This window comes from Streptomyces sp. R35 (assembly GCF_041053035.1).
In the GTDB taxonomy this organism is placed as follows: Bacteria; Actinomycetota; Actinomycetes; order Streptomycetales; family Streptomycetaceae; genus Streptomyces; species Streptomyces lutosisoli.
This window is the reverse complement of the sequence record NZ_CP163440.1, coordinates 9491142-9517011: the sequence shown is the minus strand read 5'-3', so window position 1 is coordinate 9517011 and position 25870 is coordinate 9491142. Positions and strand designations below refer to the sequence as shown.

The window sequence follows — 25870 nt, the reverse complement described above, 5'->3', positions numbered from 1 at the left end:
GGTCACTTGCTCTTGCCTTCCGGGGATGAGGGTCTGCTGTTCTCTGTGCTGGGTCGGTTCGGGGTGCCTGGCCGGCTCCCGGGCCGGGTCGCCCCGGTGGTCCGGTCGTCGGCCGCGCTGTCGCGCTCGGCCCGCAGGACGGCTGCCTCGAACTCGTCGATCTCGGATCGTGCCGCCTCCGCGTCCGTGGGCCGCCAGGCGGGCGGCCGCGGGTTCGTGACGGTCCGTTCGGGCTGTCGGCTCGAAGCGGTGCCGGCCGACAGGGTCGCACCGCGCACCCGGCGGCGCAGCGGACCGGCCTCGCCGGGCCTCGACTCGGTCGCCGTGCCGGAGCGGGCGTCGGCGGCGCCGCTGCCGGGCCGCGCCCCGGACCCGTTCGCCGGGTGGGCCAGGGCGTCCTCGCCGCCGAGGGGTCCGGCGGACTCCGTGCGGCGGGCGTGGCCGGGAGATTCGCCGCCCCGGGGCCGCGCGGGAACCCTGCGGGGCAGGCCCGAGGGGCCGGGCGGCGACTCCACCGTCGCGGGGCGCGGCTCGCTCATGCCGGAGCGGCGGGCCGGCGGCAGGATGTGCGGGGCCCGCGCCGCGGCCTGTGCCGGGTCGGTGAGCAGGAGGTGGGAGGAGGGGACCGCGACGGTGGCGGTGACGCCGCCGCCCGGGGTGCGGGTCAGGACGACCTCGATGCCCCAGCGCCGGGACAGTCCGCCGACCACGAACAGGCCGAGGACCTCGGTCGGCGCCAGGTCGAGCCGTTCACGGCGGATCAGACGGGAGTTCTCCTGCTCCAGCCGCTCGGGGCTCATCCCGAGCCCGTGGTCGATGATCTCGACGAGGGCGCCGCCGGCGGAGCCGTGCCGGGGGCGCAGGACCACCTCCACCCCGCTGGACGCCGGGGAGAACATCACCGCGTTCTCCAGCAGTTCCGCGAGCATCAGCGTGAGATCGCCAACGATGTCAGGGGCTACGGTGACATCGCCCTCGGCATGCGGGGTGACCCGCTGGTAGCCCTCGATCTGGCCGAGTGCGGCGCGCACGATGTTGCTGAGCCGCATGGGTTCGGTGCCCAGGCCCGTCTCGCTGATGCCGGCGAGCAGCATCAGGCTGTCGGCGTTGCGCTGGAGACGTACGGCGATGTGGTCGATGCGGTAGAGCCGGTCCAGTACCTCCGGGTCGGTCTCGCCACGCTCCACCGAGTCGATCAGCGCGAGTTGACGTGCCGTCAGATTGCTGACGCGGCGCCCGACGTTGCCGAACATCTCGGCGATGTTGCGGCGGCTGACGACCTGGCGCTCCAGCAGGGCGGTCGCGGTCACCTGAACCTGGTTGAAGGCTTCGGCGAGTTCACCGATCTCGTCGCGTACCGGCACGGGCACGGCTTCGAGGCGCGGCGGGCTCGCGTCGTCGGCGTCGTCGTCCGCGACCCGGGCCAGCTCGGTCCCGGCCGCGGTGGCCACGTACTGGGCCGCCTCGGTGAGGGTCTTCACGGCCCGCACCACGGAGCGGCGCATCAGAACGGAGAACAGGAGCCAGGCGGCGAAGGCGAGCAGGTTGCCGGCGACCAGCCAACCGACCAGCCACCAGGCGCTGTTCGACGCGCCCTGGGTGTCGGCGGCGATCTCGCTGATCAGCTCCTGGACGATCTTCAGCCGGTTCTGGGCCTGGCGCTCATAGGTGGGGTCGGCGCTCAGCGCGTCGCCGAGGGCGGCCCGCAGCTGTGCCGCGTTCTCGGCGACCAGAGCGCTGGGGTCGACCTGGAGCTCGGCCCAGTGCTGCGCGATGACGCTCTGGTACGGGCTGTGTTCGATCTCGGCGAGGTCGCTGCCCTGTTCGGTGCTGGCGAACCGGGTGAACCGCTCGGCCTGGTAGGTGTACTGGTCGTAGTCCCCGACGGCCGCCGTGAACTCGATGAGCGCGTTGGGGTCCCGGGTACGGGCGGCGAAGACGCTGGTCTCGAAGGAGGCGTGGGCGGTGTCGGCACGCAGCAGCGCGTCGAGCAGACTGCCCGCGGACGACGAGGACTCACTGCCGGACTGGCCGAGTCCGAGGCCGTTGATGAGGCCCTCGATCACCGATCCGTACGCGGGGTCGATGTTGTCGGCGGGTATCGGACCCTGTTCGACGGTCTTGCGGAGGCTGTCCAGGCCCTCGAGTTCCTTGAGCGCCTGCGCCTCGGCGTCGGGCAGCCGGTCCCCGTAGGCCGACCGGACGGCCTCGGCCTGGGCGCTGACCTTGTCCTGCGCCTGGAGGTAGGAGGAGGTGTCGGGCGGACTGTCGTCGGAGCGGGCGGCCTCGTAGCGCAGGGAGACGAGGAGTGCCTGCCGGTGCTCGGTCTGCACACCGTCGATGAGTTTGGCGACCTGCGCGCTGTCCCGCACGAGTTGGGCGGTGTCGGCGGCGGACCGGGCACGGTCGACCTGGCCGTAGACGACGTAGGAGAGCATCGCGGAGACGACCGTGAGCGGGACGATCACCAGGACGTTGAGTTTCCGGCGGAAAGGCCAGCGGTCGAGAAGAGAAGGTGTCCGGCCTGTTCGGGGAGCCGTGGACGGCTGCCCCGGGGCGGACTTCCTGTGCGCGGGCACCCAGCCTCCTTGACTTCAATCCCTGTGGGAGCCCATTGCCAGGGCGCATGGATCAGCGATCGCGACAGCGCGGTCAGGCCCGATAAGCGGAACTTGGTCCTCGACGCGGCCAACAGTAGCGGCTGCCGCAAGAGTACGGCCATGATCAACCAAAAAGTGACATGTGGAGACGCCTGATTCGCTCGCATTTCAGTCGCGTTGTGCATACGGGCTGAAGCCGCGCGATCCCCACCAGTGATCTATTCGTGTCTTGACGGTCCACTCGGAGGCTCGATTGGATCGTGTGGACGACCGTCAACACCCGCGCCTTCCGGCCACCTTCGCCCCACCATGCCAAGTCTGGATGACCAACGTGACCATCGCCAGAAGCACCAGAACGTCCGCAACGTACGCTGTTTCCCTGCTGGTTGTGGCCACGGCCGCGCTGACGGGCTGTGGTTCCTCCGACGACTCGGGCAAGAGCGACCCGTTGAAGGGAGACTCCGCCAAGGCCGGTACGGTCGTTGTGGGTTCCAACAACTTCCCCGAGAGCATCCTGCTCGCCGACATCTACGGCGAGGCTCTCAAGTCCAAGGGGATCAAGGTCAGTTACAAGCTGAACATCGGCAGCCGTGAGACCACCTACGGTCTGATCAAGAACGGCACGATCACGGTCCTGCCCGAGTACAACGGGGCCCTGCTGGCCTACCTGAACGCCAAGGCGACACCGAAGACGGTCGAGGAGACCAGCACGGCCATCAACGCCGGCCTCGACCACAGCCTGACCCTGCTGAAGCCGTCCTCGGCCGAGGACAAGGACGCGATCGCCCTCAACGAGGCCACGGCCAAGAAGTACAGCCTCACGGAGAACTCGACGATCGCCGACCTCGCCGACGCGGCGCCGGACCTGGTCATCGGCGGCTCTCCCGAGTTCCAGACGCGGCAGCAGGGCCTTAAGGGCCTCAAGTCCGTCTACGGTCTCGAATTCAAATCCTTCAAGGCGCTGGACGCCGGCGGTCCGCTGACCGTGGCCGCTCTCAAGGGCAACAACATCCAAGCCGCGGACATTTTCACAACTGACCCCGGAATCAGTAAGAACAAGTTTGTGGTCCTCAAGGACCCCAAGAATCTTTTCGGCTTCGAGAACGTGACTCCGCTCGCCTACAAGAGTGGTCTCCCGTCGGCCGGAGTTCCCGTGCTCAATGCCGTCTCGGCGAAGCTCGACACGGAAACCCTGGTCAAGCTCCGCGGCCAGGTGGAGGTCGACAGCAAGGACCCGCTGGACGTGGCCAAGGCATGGCTGTCCTCCGCCGGGCTGGTCTGACGGGTGCGTGACGGCCGGGGCGTACACCCGCCCCGGCCACACTCCCCGACGACGTACGGCTGAGGAGAGAACGTCCGTCATGCTCAAGCGCACCGCCGATACGACCACCGGCGGCACGGCCGGCTGTGCCACGGCGACCGGTGCGTCACTCGACGGTCATGGCCTCGATGTGGGCACGGTCGCCCGGATCGCCGACGGCGCGCTGCCTCCCGCCGTGCGTCCGGCGGCGCTGGAGGCGATGGAGCGCACCCGGCGGGCCGCACGCGGCCTGGCCAAGGAGGGCGCCCGGGTGTACGGGCGCAGTACCGGCGTCGGGGCGCACCGGGGCGTCGCCGTCGAGGAAGAGGACGGCGCGGGCCATGACCTGCGGCTGCTGCTCAGCCATGCGGGCGGCCTGGGCGACCCCCTGCCCGTGCGCCAGGTCCGCGCGATGATGGTGGTGCGGATCAACCAACTGCTCGCCGGGGGCTCCGGTGTGCGCCCCGAGATCGCCGTGGCCCTCGCGCACGCGCTACGAGCGGGGGCGCATCCCCAGGTCAACGAGTACGGGTCGGTCGGCACCGGCGACCTGACGGCGCTGGCCCAGTTGGGGCTGGCGCTCTTCGGGCACGGCACGTGGCAACGGGACGGGACGGGCGACGAGGAGCCGTTCCCCGAGCGGCTGGAGATCCGACGCGGCGACGCGCTGGCCCTGTTGAGCAGCAACGCCCTCACCCTCGGCCACTCCGCGCTCGTCTGCCACGACCTCGGCGGGCTGCTCCGCGCCGCACACGTCGTGGCCTCGCTGTCGCTGCTCGCGATCGACGGATCCCTGGAGGCCTACGCACCCGAGGTCCACCGGGCCCACCCGCATCCGGCGATCGGGCGGGCGGCGGCCTGTGTGCGGGGGCTGCTCGCGCCCGACGGGCCGGAACAGTGGCGGTCCGCGATGGCGGAGCGCTCGGCGCCATCGGTCCCGCGCGTGCAGGACCCCTTCGGTTTCCGATGTTTTCCCCAGGTCCACGGGCCCGCGACGGAGGCCTGGGCGGGCCTGGAGCGCGTGCTGTCGATCGAGCTCAACTCCGCCACCGAGAACCCCCTGATCGGGTGGGACGAACCCACGGGTGTCCCGGTCGCCCATCATCACGGCGGCTTCTTCGCCACGCCGCTCACCCTCGCGCTCGACCAGCTGGGCCTCGCCGTTCTCGGCACGGCCCGGCTGTCCGCGGCCCGGCTGTCCGGTCTCGGCCGCCCCGAACTGACCGGGCTGCGCTCCTACTTGGCCGACGACGCCTCGGCGGGGTCTGGGATGATGATCCTGGAGTACAGCGGCGCGGCCGCGCTCGCCGAGATCCAGGCGTGCGCCACCCCGGCCGCCCTCGGTCACGTGGTGCTCTCGCAAGGGCTGGAGGAGGCCGCGAGCTTCGCCACCCAGGCGGCCCGCAAGTCGCTTCGGCTGGCCCAGGCGTACCGGCTGGTCCTGGGCTGCGAACTGGTCGCCGCGGTACGGGCCCTGCGCCAGCGCGGCACCGTACCCGTTCCGGGGACCCCGGCGGGCCGTGCGTACGCTCGCGCGGCGGCGGTCCTGGACCCGGCGATGGAGGACCGCCCGCTCACGGACGACGTGACCGACGCGGCGGCTCTCCTGGACGAGTTCGCCGAACTCGCGGCAGGGTGCTGATCGTTCCGGGTGCCGGGTCCAGAACCCACGCGACGATCAGCTCCACATGCCCGTCAACTCCCCATACCCGTCAGCTCCACAAGCCCGTCAGCTCCGCGCGCCGGGCGTGACCGCCTCCGGTTCCGTGCGCGACACGTCGTGGGAAGCGCGCGGCATGCCGGAGCCGCGGCCGGCGCGCTGCGCCGGGACGAGGAGGGCGGCCAGTGCGGCGGCGAGGCAGAGCAGGGCGAGCAGGCTGAACCCGTGGGTGTAGCCGGACCCGTACGGCAGGCCCGAGGGCTGGAGGCGGCTGGTCACCAGGACGCTGGTCACCGCGGCGCCGATGGACCCGCCGATGGTCCGGATGTTGGCGTTCATACCGGTCGCGGCGCCGGTCTGTTCGGCCGGGACACTGCCGACGATCAGGTTGGCCATCGAGGAGAAGGCCAGTCCGATGCCGAGCCCGAACACGCCCGCCGCGAAGGCCACTTGCCACTGCTGGTCGTGCCACAGGGCGAGGAAGCCGCAGGCGACCGCGCCGAGTGCGGCGCCGGTGGTGAGCAGCTTCTTGGCACCCAGAACAGGCTCCAGACGGCCGCTCAGCACACCCGAGCAGAACATCGCGATCAGCATCGGCAGCATCAGCAGTCCTGCCCCCGTCACGCTCGCGCCGAAGCCGTAACCGGCGGAGCTGGGGGTCTGCACGAAGCCCGGCAGGAAGGACCAGATCGCGTACATGCCCGCGCCGAACAGCAGCGCGGCGGCATTCGTGGTCCACACCGCGGGCAGCCGCATGATGCGCAGATCGATCAGCGGGCTGTGGGAGCGCGCCTCGACGAACAGCCACAGCGCGAAGAGCAGCACGGCGGCGGTGAACAGACCGCTCACCCTGCCCGATCCCCAGCCCCAGCGGCTCGCCTGGCTGAGCGGCAGCAGCAGGGCCACCAGCCAGCCCGACAACAGGACGGCGCCGAACCAGTTGACGCTCCCCTCGGCCCGGCGGGGCGACTCGGGGACATAGCGGAGGGCGATCAGCGTGGTGAGGGCGACGATGCCGACGGGGAGCCAGAACAGCCAGCGGTAGTCGAGCGCGGTCACGATGGGACCGGCCGCCACCATGCCGACTCCGCCTCCGGCGGCGATCACGGCGGACAGGTTGCTGATGCTGCCGCTCACCTCTGACGGGGCGAACTCGTCCCGGATGATGCCGAAGGACAGCGGGAACAGCGCGCCGCCGATGCCCTGGACGACCCGGGCGACGATCAGCACGCCGATGGTCGGCGCGAGCGCGGCGAGCAGACAGCCGGCCATGACGGCCAGCAGGACGGCGACAAGGGTGCGCTTCTTGCCGATCAGGTCGCCGACGCGGCCGAGGATCGGTGTGAAGACCGAGGCGGACAGCAGATAGGCCGTCATCACCCAGGTCGCGGTGGACTGCGAGGTGTGCAGGGCGTGCTGAACGGTCGGCAGGGCCGGCGCGATCAGCGACTGCAGCATGGCGAACACGCCCGCGCCGGTCGCGAGGACCGCGAAAGTGAGGCGGGTGGATTTCCGGGGCATGAAAAGCCTCTCCGAACAAGCGAACAGGGTGCGGCCGAGGTCATCGGGCGGCGGTCGTCCGGGCTCGGCATGCCGCAGGGCAGCGTCGAGCACGCCGACGGCCGCGGGGAGCGGTCGCGGAGGACCGTGGATGTCGGTGTGGTGCGGGTGGCGGGCGGTGCGGTCGGCGCAGGGCCCGCGATGAGATCTACGAATCGAATCGAATCGAATCGAATCGAATCGCCGGCACAGGGGGATGCCGTCGCGGATACGCGAAGGGTGCCGTCGCATCGGTGATGCGTGCGGCCGCACGCGTCCACGGCGAAAGACACCCCGCACTGGTAAAGTGGAGGTACCCCTCCACTGTAGCGGAGGCATACCTCCGCTTCAACCTCGTTCCCCACCAGGGAGGCAGCAGTGCCGGCTCAGCCGTTCCCCGTCAGCGAGATCGTCGCGTCCCGGCGGCCGCACCGGAAGGACGCCGCCCGCAACTACGACGCGCTGCTGGCGGCCGCGCGTGAGGCGTTCGCGGAGAACGGCGCGGAGGCGTCCCTGGAGGACATCGCCCGCCGCGCGGGCGTCGGCATCGGCACGCTCTACCGGAACTTCCCGACCCGCCGCCACCTCTTCGAGAGCGTCTACGCGGGCGAGGTGAACGACCTGTGCCGGGTGGCGCACGAGGTCGCCGAGCTGGAGCCGTGGGAGGCCCTGACCTCGTGGCTGCACCGGTTCGTGGACTACACCGTGACCAAGCGGGCCATCCGCGAGGCGCTCAACAACGAGTCGGAGATCTTCCTGGCCTGCCGGGACTCGATGTACGCGGCGGGCGGCCCGCTGTTCGAGCGGGCCCAGAAGGCCGGGGCGGCCCGCGCGGACATGGACTTCGACGACCTCCTGCGGATGGTCGCCGGGATCACCGCGACCAACTTCCTCGACGACGCCCAGCGCGACCGCGTCCTGACCGTCGCTCTCGACGGGGTCCGCGCGGCACCGACTGCGGCGGCACCCCCGACGGAATCCAGGTAAAGAGAACGTATGGTCTAGTCCAAAGGCTTTCCTGGTCTAGTCCAACTCATTGACGTGATCGCGACAGCCCCCGGAGGCTGGGGCCACTCCCCCACTCCCCTGGAGGCACAGTGAGACGTCTTCGCGCATGTCTGGGCGCGGCAGCCGCCGTAAGCCTGGCAGCAGTCGGCACGACCGCCCTGGTCGCGGGCAATGCCTCGGGCGCGACCACCGCGCTCAGCAACCGCTGGTATGCCGCCGCCCCCTATCTGATGCCCCTGGACAACGACCCGCCGGACCCGGGCGCCATCATGGACGCGACCGGCCTCAAGGCGTTCCAGCTGGCGTTCATCCTGGCCCCCAACGGCGGCGGCTGCTCACCCACTTGGGGCGGCACGGCCGCCGTCTCCTCGGACACCGCCGTGCAGTCGGTCATCAACACCATCCGCGCCAAGGGCGGGGACGTCTCCGTCTCGATCGGCGGATACGGCGGCACCAAGCTCGGGCAGACCTGCTCGGACGCGGCCGCCACCGCCGCGGCGTACCAGCAGGTCATCACCAAGTACGGCCTGCACGCGATCGACTTCGATCTGGAGGAGCCGGAGTACGAGAACACGGCGGCCATCAAGAACGAGATCAGCGCCGCCAAGATCCTCCAGCAGAACAACCCCGGCCTCTACGTCTCCGTCACGACGGCCGGTACGGCGGACGGCACCGGCTGGTTCGGCAAGCAGATGCTGCTGGAGGCGAAGTCGCAGGGGTTCACGCCGAACAACTTCTCCATCATGCCGTTCGACGGCGGCTTCAACGGCGCGGCCTCACAGACCAGCGCGCTCACCAACTTCAACACGATCCTCCAGTCCACCTTCGGCTGGGACCAGGCGACCGCCTACGCCCACGAGGGCTTCTCCGGCATGAACGGACGCAGCGACACCGGCGAGTACTTCTCACAGGCCGACTTCCAGACGGTGCTGGACTACGCCACCGGCCACAACATGGACCGCTTCACCTTCTGGTCCCTCAACCGCGACCGCCAGTGCACCCCCGCCGACAACGGCGGCCGCACCTCGGGCACATGCTCCAGCGTGGCCCAGAACTCCTGGGACTTCGCCAAGTACTCGGTGAAGTTCGCCGGAGCCACCCCGCCCACCAGCACCCCCACCCCGACACCCACGCCGACCCCGACACCCACGCCTCCGAGCACCGCGTGCGCGACCGCCTGGAGCTCAACGGCGGTCTACACCGCCGGCAACGAGGTCTCGTACAACAAGCACAACTGGAAGGCCAAGTGGTGGACCCAGAACGAGACGCCCAGCGCCGTCGAATGGGGGCCGTGGCAGGACGAGGGAGCCTGCTGACGTCCTGAAGGCGTGAGGCCGGGGCGCCCCGGTGCCCCGGCCCGGCCCAGCGGGTCCGGGACGTGTCAGAGCAGCCGTGTCATCGCAGGGAGGTACGCCCGTCCTTCGTTCGTGCGGCCACCCATAAGGCGATCTGCGTGCGCGATCGCATGCCCAGCTTGTCGCGGACCTTGTCCAGATGTGTGGCGACCGTACGGATCGAAAGACCGAGCCGGTCTGCGATCTGACGATTGGTCAGCCCGTCGGCGACCAGGACGGCCACCATGAACTCCCTTGCGGTGAGCGTGGACTGGTCGTCGACGACGTGTTCGGCGGCCGTTGCCGTTCGGTGGTCGCCGCCCCTTTCCCGCAGGGCATAGGCGACCAGCCGGTCCCCGAGCAGCCGGTGGCCGCCGCTGACGGCGGCGTCCCGCGCGGCCGCCGAGAGTCGTGTCCGCGCACGGATCGCCGTCTGTTCCACCTGGCGTCGCCATGGAGCCTCGGGCTCGGTGTCCATCCGGCGGCGTGCCTGGGCGCTCGCCTCGTACAGGCGTAGGGCTCGCTGCATGTCTCCACTCTCGGCGGCCACGAGGGCCAGGCCCTCAATGGGGTACAGCGCGTGGAAACTTGCTTCAGGGACGATCCGCAGCACTTCGGCGAACAACGCCTCAGCACTTTCCAGATGGCCGAGGGCCAGCCGCACGGCGCCCGCGGTGTGCAGAGCGGCCGCGGCCCGGCTCCACGGCGCTTGCTCCCTGAGCACGGGCAGGCAGCGGGACATGAGCACGTCGGCCTCGTGTTCCCGGCCGGCTTGGAGCAGCGCCCACGCCAGGTGATGGGTGCACCATGCCGTGTCGTGCGGTTTGCCCAGCGCGGCGACGAGGTCCAGGCACTCGCGGAGGTCCGCGACGGCGGCGGCGAATTCGCCGCGGCACAGCCGGGCCGCGGCCCGCGCGTCCAGGGCGTTGGCAAGGCCGGCGGGGTGGTTGCGCGTGCGTTCCGTGTCCACCGCCCGGTCGCCCAAGCGCAGTGCCCCGGCCAGGTCGGCCTGCTGGCAGGCAACGCGCGCGGCGAGCGCCGGCACCGCACCTCCGAGCGCCCGGTCGTCGGCTTCCCGCAGAAGTCCGTTCAGCAGCGTACGGGCAACCGACGGCTGCTCCTGCTGGAAGTGCACGCGAGCCAGTTCCAGCACCAGCCGCGGGTGCGAGGAACCGTCGTGGCCGGTCGTGCGGGCCAGGGCCGCCGCGAGATTGTCCCGTTCCACTCTCAGCGGGCCACCGGCCTGGTCGGCGAACACCTCGTCGCCCAACCGGTCCGCCAGCCCGTTCAGCCACTCGATGGCCCGTTGCCGCGTGGTGGGCAGTTCGCCGGAGGCGAGCAAGCGCTCCATGGCGTAGACGCGGATGGCGTCCAACTGCCGGAATCGCGCGGGCTGCGCGTCTCCTGGCATACGTGCGATCAGCGACTTGGCCTCAAGGGCGCACAGTACGCGGAGTATCTGCCACGGTGCGACGCCGCCGCCTGCGCAGACCACCTGCGCCGCAGCGGTGTCGAACCCGCCGACGAGGACCGCGAGCCGCCGAAAGACCGCCTGTTCCGCCGGATCGAGCAGCCGATGGCTCCAGTCGATCGCGGCAGCCAGTCCGCTGTGGCGCCGGGGCCCGGTTCGGCTTCCGTCCGTCAGGAGGGACAGCTGGTCGTCCAGTCCGGCCAGGACGTCACTCAGCGGGAGGGTGCCGACCCGGCGAGCCGCCAGTTCGACGGCGAGCGTCAGGCCGTCCAGTCGGCGGCAGATCTCGGCAACGGTCCGGCCGTTGCCGCGGTGGAGCGTGAATCCGGGTGCGCTGCTCGATGCGCGCTCGACGAACAGCCGGACGGCATCCGACCGCAACAGGGCTACCGGGTCGTCCCCGGCATCAGCCGGCGGCAGAGACAGCTCTACGACCCTGTACACGATCTCGCCGGGTACGCGCAGAGCCTCCCGGCTGGTGGCCAGGATGCGCAGCCGAGGACACTGGCTCAGGAGGGCCGCGGTCAGTCGGGCACACGGCTCGGCCAGATGCTCGCAACTGTCCAGAATCAGCAGCCGGGAAGCGTCGCCGATCGCACGGACCAGTACGTCGACGCCGGACAGTCCCGCACCTTCACCCACCGCCAGCGCGGCGGCCACCGTCTGCGCGAGCAGAGCGCCGTCGTGCAGCGAGTCGAGTGCGACCAGGTCGACCCGCCCGCCCCGCGGACCGCCCTTGGCGAACTCGAGCGCCAGCCGCGTCTTGCCGACACCGCCCGCACCAGTCAGGGTGACCAGCCGCGACGTCCTCAGCAAGGTGCGCAGCCGCGACAGCTCCTGCCGTCGGCCCACGAAGGAGTCGAGCGCCCGTGGCAGCCGGCGGCCCTGGGCGACCGAGGAGGCAGCGGTCGACGTCGCGGGCGACGCGGCAGGTGAGACAGGTGCCGCGGCAGGCTGCGGCCGGCCGGAATCCCCGCGCGCCGACCGTTGCCTGAGCGCCCGTTGTCTGCACGCGTTGGAGCAGTAGCGAGCCGGCCGGCCGCCGTGTGGTCTCACGGTCAGCGCCGCGCCGCACAACTCGCACGTTCGACTCCGGCTCATCCTCGATTCCTGGCCGCACCTTCCGGGGACGAAACCATCGAGTCCATCGCCCTGTCCATACGCGCGCGCCCGCTGCCGCCGGCCGCACGCCGGCGGCAGCCGGGGCTGTCACAGCGCCCCGGCTGCCGTTCGTGGGTGTGTGTCAGGGTGTGGCGGCCGGATTGATACCGAGCACGACGGTGCCGGCCACTCCCTTGCTGAGGTCACTGCCCACCGGTGTGATGGTCAGCAGGGTCGACGATCCGCCGTTGCGGTAGATGCCGTCCCTCGCGTTGAGCGTGCGGGTGGCCGTGTTGCTCCGGTAGGGGGCCAGGGCGGCGACCCTGCTGTTGTACGTCTCCGGGAAGTAGAGCTGGCCGGTGTGGGACACGTGGCCTCCCCGGTACACCCCGTTGGAGACGGTGCCACCGACATGGGTCTTGACGTGGATGTGGAGGGCGCGGCCGACGTACCAACCGGGGTAGACGGTGGTGAATTCCGCGACACCGGCGGAGTCGGTCAGTTGCACGCCCCGGAGGAAGGTCGTGTCCGGGGTCGAGCCGCCGGCCACGTATCCCGAGTAGATCCCCAGTGCGTCACAGTGCCAGATGTCGACCGCCGTGTTGGGCAGTGGGGAGCAGGTCGCGGTGTCGATCACCGTGACGCGGAGGGCGAGCGGCACGCCGGCCTTGCCCTCGGTGATGTTCTTGCGGACCGTTTCCAGGTCCAGGTAGTAGGGGCCCTCCGTCTGCTCGGGCGTGAGGACGCACGCGGCGGCCGGCCGGGCGGGGGGCTGGGCCGCGGAGTTCCGCTCCGCGGCGGCGGCCGGCTGCGCGGTGGCAGAACCCGTGAGACCCAGAGCGGCCACTCCGAGGGTCGCGCCGCCCAGAGCGGCGATCACGGATCTGCGGGTGGCGGCGGCCGGAGCGTCGGCCTGCTCGGGGCCGCGCTGCGGTTCCGCGGATATGGGGTGGGGGGTGTCAGTCATGCTCTGACAGTGGCGCGTGTGACGGTCCATCGGATCGATCAGATGACCGATGAATTGGGCGCGTTACGAAACTCACCCGACCGCGTCCTGGCCGTCGTCCTCGACAGCGTCCGCACCGCGCACTGACGCAACCACTCTTGTCCGCAAGGGTTCCCACAGAACTGCATTCTGTATACTGTCGCCATTAATGGCCCCGGCTCGGAGGCGACATGGAAGATCTGGATCCCGAGGTGGTGCTGGCAATGGCTGCCCAGGCACCCGACGGCATAGTGATCGTCGATCGTGAAGGACTGATCCGCCACTGGAACCGGGGTGCCGAGCGCATCTTCGGGTACTCGGCGGCCGACGTGGCGGGCCGCGATCTCGACATCATCATCCCCGAGAAGCACCGGAAGCGTCATGCCGACGGCTTTCGGACGGCCATGGAGCGAGGGGCCACCAGGTACGGGGAAGCCGACCTCCTGACGGTTCCCGCGCTGGCGGCGGACGGCCGCACTCTGTCCATCGAGTTCAGCGTGGTGCTGCTGACCGGATCCGACGACGGCGCGCACGTCGGGGCGGTCATCCGGGACGTCACCGCGCGACGGGCACGGGAGCGGGAGATGATGCGGCGGCGCGCCGAGGCGGCCACCTCCGAGCACACAACAGTCTGAAGCCGAGGGGGGTTTGACACCCCCCCTCACCCCTCCCCCTCACATGCCGGTGCCCCGCGTACGAGAACCGTACGCGGGGCACTGTGCGTGCCGCGGGTCAGGCGACGACCTGGCCCTCGTGCAGCTTGCGGATGTCGTCCGCGTCGTAGCCGAGGTCCGCGAGCACCTCGTCGGTGTGCTCGCCGAGCAGCGGCGCACCCTCGATCTCGGGCTTGAAGGCGGAGAACTTGATCGGACTGCCCACCGTCAGATAGGTGCCGCGCTCCTTCTGCTCGACCTCGACGATCGTGCCGCTCGCGCGCATGTCGGGGTCCTCGGCGAGCTCCTTCATGCTGAGCACGGGGGCGCAGGGCACCTCCCACTTCCGCAGGATGTCGACCGCCTCGTACTTGGTCTTGTCGGCGAGCCACTTCTCGATCTCGCCGAAGATCTCCATGATGCGCGGCTGGCGGGCCCGGGCGGTGGTGTAGTCCGGGTCGTCGACCCACTCGGGGTGGCCGATGGCCTCGGCGGTCCGCTTCCAGTTCTGCTCCTGGACCGTGAAGTAGATGTAGGCGTTGGGGTCGGTCTCCCAGCCCTTGCACTTCAGGATCCAGCCCGGCTGGCCGCCGCCGCCGGCGTTGCCGCCGCGCGGCACCGCGTCGCCGAACTCGCCGTGCGGGTACTGCGGGTACTCCTCCAGGTAGCCGATCTTCTCCAGGCGCTGCTGGTCACGGAGCTTGACCCGGGTCAGGTTGAGCACGGCGTCCTGCATGGACACCGACACCTTCTGGCCGAGGCCGGTCGCGTTGCGCTGGATGATCGCGGTCAGCAGCCCGATCAGCAGGTGCATACCGGTGTTGCTGTCGCCGAGGGCCGAGCCGCTGATGGTGGGCGGGCCGTCCCAGAATCCGGTGGTCGACGCGGCGCCGCCGGCGGCCTGCGCGACGTTCTCGTACACCTTGAGGTCCGACCACGACGAGGCGTCGTTGAAGCCCTTGACCGAACCGAAGATCAGCCGCGGGTTCAGCTCGTGGATGTGGTCCCATCCGAGGCCCATCCGGTCCATGGCGCCCGGCGCGAAGTTCTCGACCAGGATGTCCGCGTCGCGGATCAGCTTCTCCATGACCTCCTTGCCCTCGGGGGTCCTGGTGTTGATGGCCAGCGAACGCTTGTTGCTGTTCAGCATGGTGAAGTACAGGGCGTCGAGGTCGGGGATGTCCCGCAGCTGGTTGCGGGTCACATCGCCGCCCTGGGGGCGCTCGACCTTGATGACGTCGGCGCCGAACCAGGCGAGCATCTGGGTACACGCGGGACCGGCCTGGACCCCGGTGAAGTCGATCACCTTGATTCCGGCGAGCGGCGCGCCCTTGGAAGATGCAGCACTCATCTTGGCTTCCTTCTCGTGAATGATCTCGTGCGGGGCGGGAGTTCGGGGTGAAGGCACTTACTTCTTCGCCGGCGTGATGTTGCCGACGGTGATGCCCTTGGGGTTGAGGTGCGCGATGTGGCCGCTCTCGGTGCCGGCCGAGGGGTCGATCGCGCAGTCGATGAGCGCCGGGCCGCCCGAGGCCAGTGCTTCGGTGAGGGCGGCGGTGACCTCGGCGGGCGTGGTCGCGCGATAGCCCTTGCCGCCGAACGCCTCGATCATCAGGTCGTGGCGGGCGGCGAGCATCAGGGTCGTCGGGGACGGTGCGTCGCCCTGCGGGTTGACGTCGTCGCCGCGGTAGACACCGCCGTTGTTCATGATGACCGTGACGACCGGGAGCTTGTAGCGGCAGATCGTCTCCAGTTCCATGCCGCTGAACCCGAAGGCACTGTCGCCCTCCACGGCCACGACCGGTGCGCCGCTCTCGACGGCGGCGGCGATGGCGTACCCCATGCCGATGCCCATGACGCCCCAGGTGCCGCTGTCGAGGCGGTGGCGCGGTACGTGCATGTCGATGACGTTGCGCGCGATGTCCAGCGCGTTGGCGCCCTCGTTGACGAGGTATGTCTCGGGGCGTGCGTGGAGGACGTCGCGTACGGCCTTCAGGGCGCCCATGAACTGCATGGGGTGCGGGTCGGCCTTGAGGCGCTCCGCCATCTTGGCGACGTTCTGCGCCGAGCGTGCGCCCAGTTCCTCGCGCCAGGCGGCGGGGGCCGCGATCTGGCCGGGCTTGGTGCGTTCGGCGAGCGCGTCGAGGACCGACTCGATGTCGCCGACGAGCGGGGCGGCGATGGGCTGGTTGCTGTCCATCTCCTTGGGCTCGATGTCCACCTGGATGAACTGCGCGTCAGGGTTCCACGACGGTCCCTCGCCGTGGTTCAGCAGCCAGTTGAGGCGGGCGCCGACGAGCATCACGACGTCGGCCTTCTTCAGCGCCATCGACCGGGCGGTGGCCGCGGACTGCGGGTGATCGTCGGGCAGCAGGCCCTTCGCCATCGACATCGGTACGTAGGGGATGCCGGTGGACTCGATGAACTCCCGGATCTTGGCGTCCGCCTGGGCGTACGCGGCGCCCTTGCCGAGGACCACCAGCGGCCGTTCGGCGCTCGCGAGGAGTTCGATCGCCCGGTCCACGGCTTCCGGCGCGGGCAGTTGGCGCGGGGCGGGGTCGACGAGCCGGCTCAGCGTCTTGGCGCCGGCCTCCTTGTCCATGATGGAGCCGAGCACCGCGGCGGGTATGTCGAGGTAGACACCGCCGGGGCGCCCGGAGATCGCGGTGCGCAGCGCGCGGGCGATGCCGCGGCCGATGTCCTCGACCCGGCTCACCCGGTACGCGGCCTTGACGAACGGCTGCGCGGCGGCGAGCTGGTCCATCTCCTCGTAGTCGCCCTGCTTGAGGTCGACGAGGTGCCGCTCGCTGGAGCCGGAGATCTGCACCATGGGGAAACAGTTCGTGGTGGCGTTCGCCAGCGCGACCAGACCATTGAGGAAGCCCGGTGCGGACACCGTCAGCGCCACGCCCGGCTTCTTGGTGAGGTAGCCGGCGGCCGCCGCCGCGTGTCCCGCGTTGCTCTCGTGGCGGAAGCCGATGTAGCGGATGCCCTGCGCCTGTGCGAGACGGGCCAGGTCGGTGATCGGGATGCCGACCACCCCGTAGATGGTGTCGACGTCGTTCATCTTGAGCGCGTCGACGACCAGGTGGTACCCGTCGGTGAGCTCGGTCGGAACGTCGGCTGCTGCCGCGGTCTCCAAAGTCGAGGGGGCGGTCATGGTCCGAGGTCCTCCTTGGGCAGGTCATGCCGGTGCGGCTACTCCTCTCACCTTCGGCAGCGCGCCTGCCCGCGTCCAAGACCCATCGACGACCAGCCGATAAACAACATCTATCGATCGCTGGTGGAGGGGCTCGCAACTCCCTTGATAAATGGCTGCTATCGGCCGTTCGCCAGTACGTATTGGACGCGCACCGCGCACCACCGCAGGCTCGCAGAGGACTGCTTCATCAGACCTGGCGCGAGGAGGTGGGGTCATGGCCGTTCCGGCCGCGGCATCCGTGCGCGACGCGAACCGGTACCGGCCCCCGGAGGTCACGGGCCTCGTCGATCTCCTCGACCGGCAGGTGCGGGAACGGCCGCACGCCCGGGCCCTCGTCGTCACCGCGGATCGGGTGCATCTGTCCTACCGTGCCCTGGCGTCCCTGGCCGACGACGTGGCCGCCCGGCTGTCCGGTACGGGGCTGCGCGGGGGCGACCCGGTCGGCCTGATCTGCTCCAACACCGTCGAGTTCGTCGTGGCGCTGCTCGGCGCGGCGCGGGCGGGTCTGGTGGTCGCTCCGCTGGACCCCGCGCTGCCCGCGACCCAGCTGACGGCCCGGCTCGAAGCGCTGGGTGCGCCGGCGGTCCTCCTCGGTCCGCCCGCGGCCGGCGCTCCGCCGGTCGCGGCGGTGCCGGTGCCGAGCTGGCCGCTGCGCGTGGACGTCTCCCGCGCCGGAACGGCGGCCGTGGCGCTCGAACCCGGTGCGCTCGCGATGCGCCAGGTCCAGGGCGCGGCAGGCGAGTTGTCGCCCGACGACGCCCTGGTCCTGTTCACCGCGGGAACCACCGACCGGGCCAAGATGGTCCCGCTGACCCACGCCAACGTGGCCGCGTCGGTACGGGGCATCTGCGCCACGTACGAACTGGGAACCGGCGACGCGACCGTCGCGGTGATGCCGTTCTTCCACGGCCACGGGCTGTTCGCGGCACTGCTGGCCTCGCTGGCCGGCGGAGGGTGCGTCCTGCTGCCCGAGCGGGGACGGTTCTCGGCCCGCACGTTCTGGGACGACATGCGCGCCGCGTCCGCCACCTGGTTCACCGCGGTCCCGACCATCCACGAGATCCTCCTGGACCGGTCGGAGACCGAGTACCCGGGTCCGCAGGCGCCACCCCTGAGGTTCGTCCGCAGTTGCAGCGCTCCTCTCAACACGGCCACGCAGCGGGCACTTGAGCGCACGTTCGGGGCGCCGCTGCTGTCCGCGTACGGGATGACCGAGTCCGCGCACCAGGCGACCAGCGAGCCGCTGCCGCAGCGCGGGCCGCTGAAGCACGGCTCGGTCGGCCGGCCGACCGGGGTTCAGGTGCGGGTCGTCGGCCCGGACGGGTGTGCCTGCCCCGTCGGCGTCGAGGGCGAGGTGTGGGTGCACGGCCCCACCGTGGCCCGCGGCTATCTCGCCAACCCGGCCGAGACGGCGCGTGGTTTCACCGACGGGTGGCTGCGCACCGGAGACCTGGGCGCACTGGACAAGGACGGCCATCTGTCCCTGACCGGGCGGATCAAGAACCTCATCAACCGGGGCGGCGAGAAGATCTCGCCCGAGCATGTCGAGGACATCCTCGCCGGGTGCCCCGGAGTCGCCGAGGCGGCCGTGTTCGCGATCCCCGACGCGACGTACGGGCAGCGTGTCGGCGCCGCCGTCGTCGTACGCGAGGGCGAGTGCGTCGGGACCGAGGAGATCCTGCGGTACTGCCGTGACCGGCTGGCCGCTTTCGAGGTGCCCGACCGGCTCGCGTTCGTCGACGCCCTGCCGTACACCGCCAAGGGAGGCCTCGACCGCCGGGCGGTGGAGGACCGGTACGCCGCGCCGTGACGCCTGGGCGTCCCGCTCAGCGCACGCGGTGCTCGGCCGGCAGCGGACTGGCGAAGAAGTCGTCCAGCGACAGGCCCGTCGCCGCGTTCACGAACGCCCGGGCGGCGACCGAACCGGGGGTCGCCGCGTGGATCGCCACCGAGACCTGGGCCCCGGCCTCCGGGTCGACCAGCGGCAGCGCTCTGGTCCTGCCGATGACCGGCATCGCGCGCAGCCAGGTGTGCGGCACGATGCTGGCCCATCCTCCGCCGCCCACGTGCGCGTAGAGGGAGGCGATCGAGTCCGTCTCGACCTGCGGGGTCACCACGAACCCCTTGTCCGCGAAGACGCTGTCGACGATCTGCCGGATCCGCATGTCGGGGGTGAGCAGCGCGAGCGGCAGCTGGGCCGCGTCCGCCCAGGTCATGGTCGAGGCCTGGGAGGTCAGCTGGTCGTCCGAGACGAGCAGCATGTACCGCTCCTGGTAGAGGGGAACGACCGTCAGCCCCTCCTGGTCGCCCGGGTCGAAGTGGGCGATCGCCACATCCAGTTCGAAGTCGCGCAGCTGGCGGTGCAGTTCCTTCGTCGACAGCCGGGAGCGGACCTGCACCTTGGCCAGCGGGTGGGCCGCGCAGAACGCGGCCACCGGAAGCGCCAGGGTCGTCGACGCCGTGGGGTCCGTCCCGAGCCGGAGCGTCCCCGTGATGCCCGACTGCACGGCGGCCACCTCGGCCTTGAACGCGTCCTGCTCGGCGAGGATCCGCTTGGCCCACACGACGAGGCGTTCGCCTTCCGGGGTGAGGCCCTGGTAGTTGTGCCCGCGGTTGATCAGCGTGACGTTCAGCTCGCGCTCCAGCTTGGCGATCGCCGCCGAGAGCGCGGGCTGCGACACGTAGCAGGATTCCGCCGCCCGGGCGAAGTGACGCTCCCTGGCCACCGCGACGAAGTACTCAAGCTGCCGGAACAGCATGAACGGCTCCTCTCCGGATGCCAGGTGATCGGCCAAAGCCTACCCAGCGGGGCAAGCAGCGCCCGAGGCCGGCCGTTCCGGCCCCGGGCTCCGGTGCGGTTCGCCGTTCAGCGCATCAGCTTCACCGCGGCGACCACCAACGGGTCCAGCCCGTCCGCTCCGGCGTCGACGAACTCGTACAGCCGCGTGCGCATCCGCGGGTCCCAGAACCTGCCCAGGTGTCCCGCGATCGCCTCGGCGGCCACGTCGCCCGGCAGGTGGCCGTGGTGCGCGGCGATGTCGTTGGCCATCCTGGATTCCGGTGGCACTGCGCCCGCCATCTCAGTCCACCACCGTGACCAGCCGGCCGTCCTCGGTGAGCTCCGTGTCGTGGTGCCGGAGCGGGCTCGCCAGCCCGACCTGTACGGCGGTCACCTTGTACTCCGGGCAGTTGGTGGCCCAGTCCGAGTTCTCCGTGGTCACCACGTTGGCGCCGGTCACGGGGTGATGGAAGGTGGTGTAGACGACGCCGGCCGGCATCCGGTCGGAGATCTCCGCGTGCAGGGTCGTCCGCCCGACGCGGCTGGTGAGGGTCACCAGGTCGCCGTCGTTGATGCCGCGGACCTCGGCGTCGTGCGGGTGCAGCTCCAGGATGTCCTCGGGGTGCCAGGCGACATTGCCGGTACGGCGGGTCTGCGCGCCGACGTTGTACTGGCTGAGGATGCGGCCCGTGGTCAGGACCAGTGGGTAGCGCCGGGTGCTGCGCTCGTTCGTCGGCACATAGCTGGTGACCACGAACTTGCCCTTGCCGCGTACGAATTCGTCGACGTGCATGACCGGAGTTCCCTCCGGAGCCGACTCGTTGCACGGCCACTGGACGCTGCCGAGCTTGTCCAGCACCTCGAAGGACACCCCGGTGAACGTCGGTGTGACCGAGGCGATCTCGTCCATGATCTGGCTCGGATGGTCGTACGCCATCGCATACCCCATGGCGGTGGCGATCTCGCTGACGATCTGCCACTCGTGCTTGCCCGTCTTCGGCTTCATCACCGCGCGCACCCGGTTGATCCGGCGCTCGGCGTTGGTGAACGTGCCGTCCTTCTCCAGGAACGAGGCACCGGGCAGGAAGACGTGCGCGAACTTCGCCGTCTCGTTGAGGAACAGGTCCTGGACGACCACCAGTTCCATGGCCTCCAGCGCCGCGGTGACGTGCTGGAGGTTCGGGTCGGACTGGGCGATGTCCTCGCCGTGCACGAACAGGCCCCGGAAGGTCCCGTCGATCGCGGCGTCGAACATGTTCGGGATCCGGAGTCCGGGCTCGGCCAGCAGGGTGCCGCCCCAGAGCTTCTCGAACACGTCGCGTACGGCGTCGTCGGAGACATGCCGGTACCCGGGCAGCTCGTGCGGGAAGGAGCCCATGTCGCACGAGCCCTGCACGTTGTTCTGACCGCGCAGCGGGTTCACACCGACACCGTCGCGGCCGATGTTGCCGCACGCCATCGCGAGGTTGGCCATGCCCATGACCATGGTCGAGCCCTGGCTGTGCTCGGTGACGCCGAGGCCGTAGTAGATGGCCCCGTTGGGTGCCCCCGCGTACAGCCGGGCGGCGGCCCGCAGTTCCCCGGCCGGTACGCCGCTGATCTCCTCGGTGGCCTCGGGGCTGTTCTCCGGGCGGGCGACGAACTCCGCCCACTCCTCGAACCCTTCGCACCGCTGCGCCACGAAGGCCAGGTCGGCCAGGCCCTCGGTGACCACCACATGCGCCATGGCGTTGACGACCGCGACGTTCGTGCTCGGCCTGAGCTGGAGGTGGTGCGCGGCCTCGATGTGCGGCGAGCGCACCAGGTCGATGCGGCGCGGGTCGACCACGATGAGCTCGGCGCCCTCGCGCAGCCGGCGCTTCATCCGGGAGGCGAACACGGGATGCCCGTCCGTGGGGTTCGCCCCGATCACCATGATCACGTCGGCCTCGGCCACCGAACGGAAGTCCTGGGTGCCGGCCGACTCACCGAAGGTCTGCTTGAGTCCGTATCCCGTCGGGGAGTGGCAGACCCGGGCGCAGGTGTCGACGTTGTTGTTGCCGAAGGCCGCGCGCACCATCTTCTGTACGACGTAGACCTCTTCGTTGGTGCACCGCGAGGAGGAGATGGCGCCGATCGCACTCGATCCGTAGCGCGCCTGGAGTTCGCGCATCTTGGTGGCGACCGTGCCGATCGCCTCGTCCCACTCGACCTCGCGCCACGGATCGGTGATCCGGTCGCGGACCATGGGCTTGAGCACCCGGTCGGGGTGTGAGGCGTAGCCGAAGGCGAAGCGGCCCTTCACACAGGAGTGGCCCTCGTTCGCTCCGCCGTCCTTGTACGGCACCATCCGCACCAGTTCGTCGCCGCGCAGCTCGGCCTTGAACGAGCAGCCGACACCGCAGTACGCGCAGGTGGTGACCACCGACCTGGTCGGCATGCCGAGTTCGACCACCGACCGTTCCTGGAGCGTCGAGGTCGGGCAGGCCTGGACGCAGGCTCCGCAGGAGACGCACTCGGAGTCCATGAAGGTCTCGCCGGCACCGGGCGAGACCTTGGAGTCGAAGCCGCGCCCCTCGATCGTCAGCGCGAACGTGCCCTGCACCTCGCCGCAGGCCCGTACGCAGCGGGAGCAGGCGATGCACTTGGAGGGGTCGAAGTCGAAGTACGGGTTGGACGTGTCCTTCTCGGCGTCGAGGTGGTTCTCCCCCTCGTAGCCGTACCGCACCTGCCGCAGCCCCACCACCCCGGCCATGTCCTGCAGTTCGCAGTCGCCGTTGGCCGGGCAGGTGAGACAGTCCAGTGGATGGTCGGAGATGTAGAGCTCCATGACGCCCTGGCGGAGCTTCTCCACCTTCGGCGTCTGGGTGCTCACCTTCATCCCGTCGGCGCACGGTGTCGTGCAGGACGCCGGGGTGCCCCGCCGGCCGTCGATCTCCACCACGCACAGCCGGCAGGAGCCGAACGCCTCCAGGCTGTCGGTGGCGCACAGTTTGGGTATCTCGACGCCGGCCTGCGCGGCGGCACGCATCACCGACGTGCCCTCGGGGACGGTCACCGGCAGGCCGTCCACCTCCACCGACACCGTCGCCGGGCCGGGCCTTTCCGGGGTTCCGAAGTCGGGTTCCTTGAGGAGTGTCATGCCGTGCCCTCCGTCCTCACGCCAGTGGCTTGTACGGGTTGGATCTCCAGGCTTCGACGGCCGCCGAGGAAATCGTCGGGGAAATGAGCGAGGGCGCTGCGTACGGGCATCGGTGTCAGCCCGCCCATCGCGCACAGCGAGCCATCGGTCATCAGGTCGCACAGGTCTTCGAGCAGGGCCAGATTCTCGTCCCGGTGCGTGCCGGCCACGATCTTGTCGATGACCTCGACGCCGCGTACGGAACCCACCCGGCACGGAGTGCACTTGCCGCAGGACTCCTCGGCGCAGAACTCCATCGCGAAGCGCGCCTGGGCGGCCATGTCGACGGTGTCGTCGAAGACGACGATGCCGCCGTGGCCGACCATCGCACCGGCGGCCGCGAAGGCCTCGTAGTCCATGGGCAGGTCGAACATCGACGTCGGCAAATAAGCGCCGAGCGGCCCGCCGACCTGCACCGTGCGCACCGGGCGCCCGGAGAACGTGCCGCCGCCGTAGTCCTCGACCAGTTCGCGCAGGGTGATGCCGAACGCGGTCTCCACGATGCCGCCGCGCGCGATGTTGCCGCCGAGCTGGAACACCTGGGTGCCGCGGGAGCGCCCGACGCCGAGGTCCTGGTACGCCTTCGCCCCGTCCGCGAGGACGATGGGGACGGTGGCCAGTGTGAGGACGTTGTTCACCACGGTCGGTCTGCCGAACAGGCCCTCGATCGCCGGGATCGGCGGCTTCGCGCGGACCGTGCCCCGTTTGCCCTCCAGGCTCTCCAGCATGGAGGTCTCCTCGCCGCAGATGTACGCGCCGGCGCCGACGCGTACGTGCAGGTCGAAGTCGAGCGCCGAGCCGAGGATGCCCTTCCCGAGCCATCCGTGCCCGCGCGCGATGTCGATGGCCGCGCGCATCGTGGCCACCGCGTCGGGGTACTCCGAGCGGATGTAGAGGTAGCCCTCGCTCGCCCCGACCGCGTGCGCGGCGATCGTCATGCCCTCGATGAGCAGGAACGGGTCGCCCTCCATGAGCATGCGGTCGGCGAAGGTCCCGCTGTCGCCCTCGTCGGCGTTGCAGCAGACGAACTTCAGGTCGTCGGCGCACTCCAGCACGGTCTTCCACTTGATGCCGGCCGGGAATCCCGCGCCGCCCCGGCCCCGCAGCCCGGAAGCGGTGACCTCCGCGACCACGTCCGCGGGGGCGCGGCCCAGCGCCGCGCGCAGCCCCACCAGTCCGCCGTGCTCCAGGTAGTCGTCGGTCGACAGCGGGTCGGTGACCCCGACCCTGGCGAAGGTGACGCGGGTCTGGCCGGCCAGCCAGGGCAGTTCGTCCATCACACCCAGGCGCAGCGGATGGTCTGCGCCGTCGAGCAGGCCGGCGGCCAGCAGGTCGTCCACGTCCTCGGGGCGCACCGGCCCGTAGCCGACGCGGCCCTGCGGGGTCGCCACCTCGACGAGGGGCTCCAGCCACAGCATGCCGCGCGATCCATTGCGTACGACGTCGATGGCGAAGTCTCCGCGATCGGCGGCGCGTTGCAGGGCGTCGGCGACCTCGTCCGCGCCGACGGACCTGGCCGCCGAGTCGCGGGGCACATAGACCGTCGCCGCGGAGTGCGAAGAGTTGTTCATGAGGAGACCGTCCCGTCGAGGATCGAGCCCAGCCGGGCCGGGGCCACACGTCCGTACAGCCGGCCGTCGACCTCGACCGAGGGCCCGAGGGCGCAGTTGCCGAGGCAGAAGACCTGCTCGACGGTGACCGAACCGTCCGCCGTCGTCTCGCCGAGCGACAGTCCGGCCTCGCGGGCGTAGCCCACCAGCCGGTCCGCCCCCAGGGCCTGGCACGCCTCGGCGCGGCAGATGCGCACCGTGGTCCGTCCGGCGGGCTCGCGCCGGAAGTCGTGGTAGAAGGTCACCACTCCGTGGACGTCCGCCCGGGAGAGGTTCAGTTCGTCGGCCAATACCGGAATGGCCTCTTGCGGCACATGGCCCAACTCGGCCTGCACGGCGTGCAGTACGGGCAGCAGCGCCCCGCGCTGATCGCGGTGTCCGGCCACCACCCTCCGGACCACGTCCTCGACCGTCGCGTCACTCCCGCTGGTCGTCATGATCGCTCCGCCTTCCGTCCCACGGGTTCCCGGCGATGCTTGCAGGAGACTGAGACGATACCCCATACAGGCTTCTGTATACAGAAGTCAGTCGTACGGAATCGGAACCGCCCCCGCGCAGGAACCGGCCCTACGCAGGGGCGCGCGGGAGCCCCAACCGCCGCCGGACCCCCGCCCACCAGGGGATCGCCCCCTTCACCCCCTCCAAGACACACTCCATCTTGCATACCAAAACCTGTATGCTGAGGCTGCCGTCGGCGACTCTCTCGGCGGCCACCACTTGGCAGAGCCGTCGGCCCCGCGGGCCCGGTGGCAGAACGGGGCAACCATGCGCGAGGCACTCACGGCCGCGGCGTCCCGGCGCGTCACCCGCCCGGCACCACTGCGCCAGGCCGTGTACGACGCCCTGACCGAACTGATCGTCAGCGGCTCCCTCAAGCCCGGCCAGCACCTGGTCGAGGCCGAGCTCGCCGAACACCTCGGCGTCAGCCGCCAGCCGGTGCGCGAAGCCCTGCAACGACTGCAGACCGACGGCTGGGTCGACCTGCGCCCCGCCCAGGGCGCCTTCGTCCACTCCCCCACCGAGGAGGAGGCGGCCCAACTCCTCGGCGTCCGCTCGGTACTGGAGACGTACTCGGCCCAGCTCGCCGCCCAGAACGCGAAGCCCGAAGACGTCGAACACCTTCAGGAGTTGCAGCGGGAAGGCGTCGACGCCCTCGCCGCGGGCGACGTCGAGCGCCTGGTCGCGGCCAACACCGCCCTGCACGCCTTCATCACCACCGTGGCCGACAACGCCGTGCTGGCCGAACTGATCTCAGGGGTGAGCCAGAAGGTCCGCTGGTACTACACGCCCATCGCCCGGCCCCGCGGCAAGGAGGCCTGGAACGAGCACACCCAGCTCATCAAGGCCATCGCCAAGGGCGACGCGGACCGCGCCGGCGAGGTCATGCGCAAGCACACCGAACGCACCACCGACTTCTACCGCAAGCAGATCGCGGCGAGCACGAGCAAGGACTGACCGCGCGGGCGAC

At 70.4% G+C, this 25870-nt stretch carries 18 protein-coding genes; 7 read left to right on the top strand and 11 right to left on the bottom strand.

The genetic code is table 11. The annotated features are described in order from the left end of the window. Window positions 1-2: 2 nt before the first annotated feature. Window positions 3-2579: an ATP-binding protein gene (locus AB5J50_RS42735; protein WP_369263974.1), complete on the bottom strand. Its 2577-nt coding sequence runs from the start codon at window positions 2577-2579 to the stop codon at window positions 3-5. Between the two features lie 343 nt (window positions 2580-2922). On the opposite strand from AB5J50_RS42735, the gene AB5J50_RS42730 reads away from it, so the two are divergent. After that, window positions 2923-3882 carry an ABC transporter substrate-binding protein gene (locus tag AB5J50_RS42730; RefSeq protein WP_369263973.1) on the top strand — a complete coding sequence of 320 codons (960 nt, stop codon included), beginning with the start codon at window positions 2923-2925 and terminating at the stop codon, window positions 3880-3882. 79 nt (window positions 3883-3961) lie between these two features. After that, window positions 3962-5542, top strand: coding sequence for an aromatic amino acid ammonia-lyase (locus tag AB5J50_RS42725; protein ID WP_369263972.1), 1581 nt, complete (start codon window positions 3962-3964; stop codon window positions 5540-5542). Window positions 5543-5629: 87 nt separating this feature from the next. On the opposite strand, the gene AB5J50_RS42720 is transcribed toward AB5J50_RS42725, so the two are convergent. After that, a complete protein-coding gene (locus AB5J50_RS42720) occupies window positions 5630-7081 on the bottom strand; it encodes an MFS transporter (protein WP_369263971.1) in 1452 nt (483 codons plus the stop codon). A gap of 396 nt (window positions 7082-7477) precedes the next feature. On the opposite strand from AB5J50_RS42720, the gene AB5J50_RS42715 reads away from it, so the two are divergent. Together AB5J50_RS42715 and AB5J50_RS42710 are read left to right on the top strand one after the other, a co-directional pair. Beyond that, window positions 7478-8086, top strand: a complete 609-nt coding sequence (locus tag AB5J50_RS42715; RefSeq protein ID WP_369263970.1) for a TetR/AcrR family transcriptional regulator — start codon at window positions 7478-7480, stop codon at window positions 8084-8086. A gap of 110 nt (window positions 8087-8196) precedes the next feature. Further along, window positions 8197-9423: a carbohydrate-binding protein gene (locus AB5J50_RS42710; RefSeq protein WP_369263969.1), complete on the top strand. Its 1227-nt coding sequence runs from the start codon at window positions 8197-8199 to the stop codon at window positions 9421-9423. A 79-nt stretch (window positions 9424-9502) separates the two neighbouring features. Here AB5J50_RS42710 and AB5J50_RS42705 read toward each other — a convergent pair whose 3' ends face one another. Further along, window positions 9503-11764, bottom strand: coding sequence for a LuxR C-terminal-related transcriptional regulator (locus AB5J50_RS42705; protein ID WP_369263968.1), 2262 nt, complete (start codon window positions 11762-11764; stop codon window positions 9503-9505). A gap of 391 nt (window positions 11765-12155) precedes the next feature. Beyond that, the gene (locus AB5J50_RS42700) at window positions 12156-12980 is read right to left on the bottom strand and encodes an intradiol ring-cleavage dioxygenase (RefSeq protein WP_369263967.1); all 825 of its coding nucleotides are present in this window, start codon (window positions 12978-12980) and stop codon (window positions 12156-12158) included. 209 nt (window positions 12981-13189) lie between these two features. Here AB5J50_RS42700 and AB5J50_RS42695 point away from each other — a divergent pair, with 209 nt between their 5' ends. Then, complete coding sequence (locus tag AB5J50_RS42695; RefSeq protein ID WP_369263966.1) at window positions 13190-13633, top strand: PAS domain S-box protein; 444 nt, start codon at window positions 13190-13192, stop codon at window positions 13631-13633. A gap of 97 nt (window positions 13634-13730) precedes the next feature. On the opposite strand, the gene frc is transcribed toward AB5J50_RS42695, so the two are convergent. Together frc and oxc are read right to left on the bottom strand one after the other, a co-directional pair. Next, window positions 13731-15002, bottom strand: coding sequence for a formyl-CoA transferase (gene frc, locus AB5J50_RS42690; RefSeq protein ID WP_369263965.1), 1272 nt, complete (start codon window positions 15000-15002; stop codon window positions 13731-13733). A 57-nt stretch (window positions 15003-15059) separates the two neighbouring features. After that, on the bottom strand, window positions 15060-16811 hold the full coding sequence (gene oxc, locus AB5J50_RS42685; protein ID WP_369263964.1) for an oxalyl-CoA decarboxylase: 1752 nt from the start codon (window positions 16809-16811) through the stop codon (window positions 15060-15062). Window positions 16812-17067: 256 nt separating this feature from the next. Between oxc and AB5J50_RS42680 the strand changes: the two genes are divergently transcribed. Beyond that, on the top strand, window positions 17068-18663 hold the full coding sequence (locus AB5J50_RS42680) for a FadD7 family fatty acid--CoA ligase (RefSeq protein ID WP_369263963.1): 1596 nt from the start codon (window positions 17068-17070) through the stop codon (window positions 18661-18663). 16 nt (window positions 18664-18679) lie between these two features. Here AB5J50_RS42680 and AB5J50_RS42675 read toward each other — a convergent pair whose 3' ends face one another. The 5 genes from AB5J50_RS42675 to AB5J50_RS42655 form a co-directional block, all read right to left on the bottom strand. Next, window positions 18680-19612, bottom strand: coding sequence for a LysR family transcriptional regulator (locus tag AB5J50_RS42675; protein WP_330308727.1), 933 nt, complete (start codon window positions 19610-19612; stop codon window positions 18680-18682). Window positions 19613-19719: 107 nt separating this feature from the next. Next, the gene (locus AB5J50_RS42670; RefSeq protein WP_327433397.1) at window positions 19720-19902 is read right to left on the bottom strand and encodes a formate dehydrogenase subunit delta; all 183 of its coding nucleotides are present in this window, start codon (window positions 19900-19902) and stop codon (window positions 19720-19722) included. Window positions 19903-19933: 31 nt separating this feature from the next. After that, window positions 19934-22753, bottom strand: a complete 2820-nt coding sequence (gene fdhF, locus AB5J50_RS42665; RefSeq protein WP_369263962.1) for a formate dehydrogenase subunit alpha — start codon at window positions 22751-22753, stop codon at window positions 19934-19936. Continuing rightward, window positions 22750-24363 carry a formate dehydrogenase beta subunit gene (locus tag AB5J50_RS42660; RefSeq protein ID WP_369263961.1) on the bottom strand — a complete coding sequence of 538 codons (1614 nt, stop codon included), beginning with the start codon at window positions 24361-24363 and terminating at the stop codon, window positions 22750-22752. The genes fdhF and AB5J50_RS42660 overlap by 4 nt, the downstream gene beginning before the upstream one ends. Next, entirely contained in the window at window positions 24360-24839 is a 480-nt protein-coding gene (locus AB5J50_RS42655) for a formate dehydrogenase subunit gamma (RefSeq protein ID WP_369263960.1), read from the bottom strand. The genes AB5J50_RS42660 and AB5J50_RS42655 overlap by 4 nt, the downstream gene beginning before the upstream one ends. A 328-nt stretch (window positions 24840-25167) precedes the next feature. Between AB5J50_RS42655 and AB5J50_RS42650 the strand changes: the two genes are divergently transcribed. Further along, window positions 25168-25857, top strand: a complete 690-nt coding sequence (locus tag AB5J50_RS42650) for a GntR family transcriptional regulator (protein ID WP_369263959.1) — start codon at window positions 25168-25170, stop codon at window positions 25855-25857. The last annotated feature ends 13 nt before the right edge of the window (window positions 25858-25870 follow it).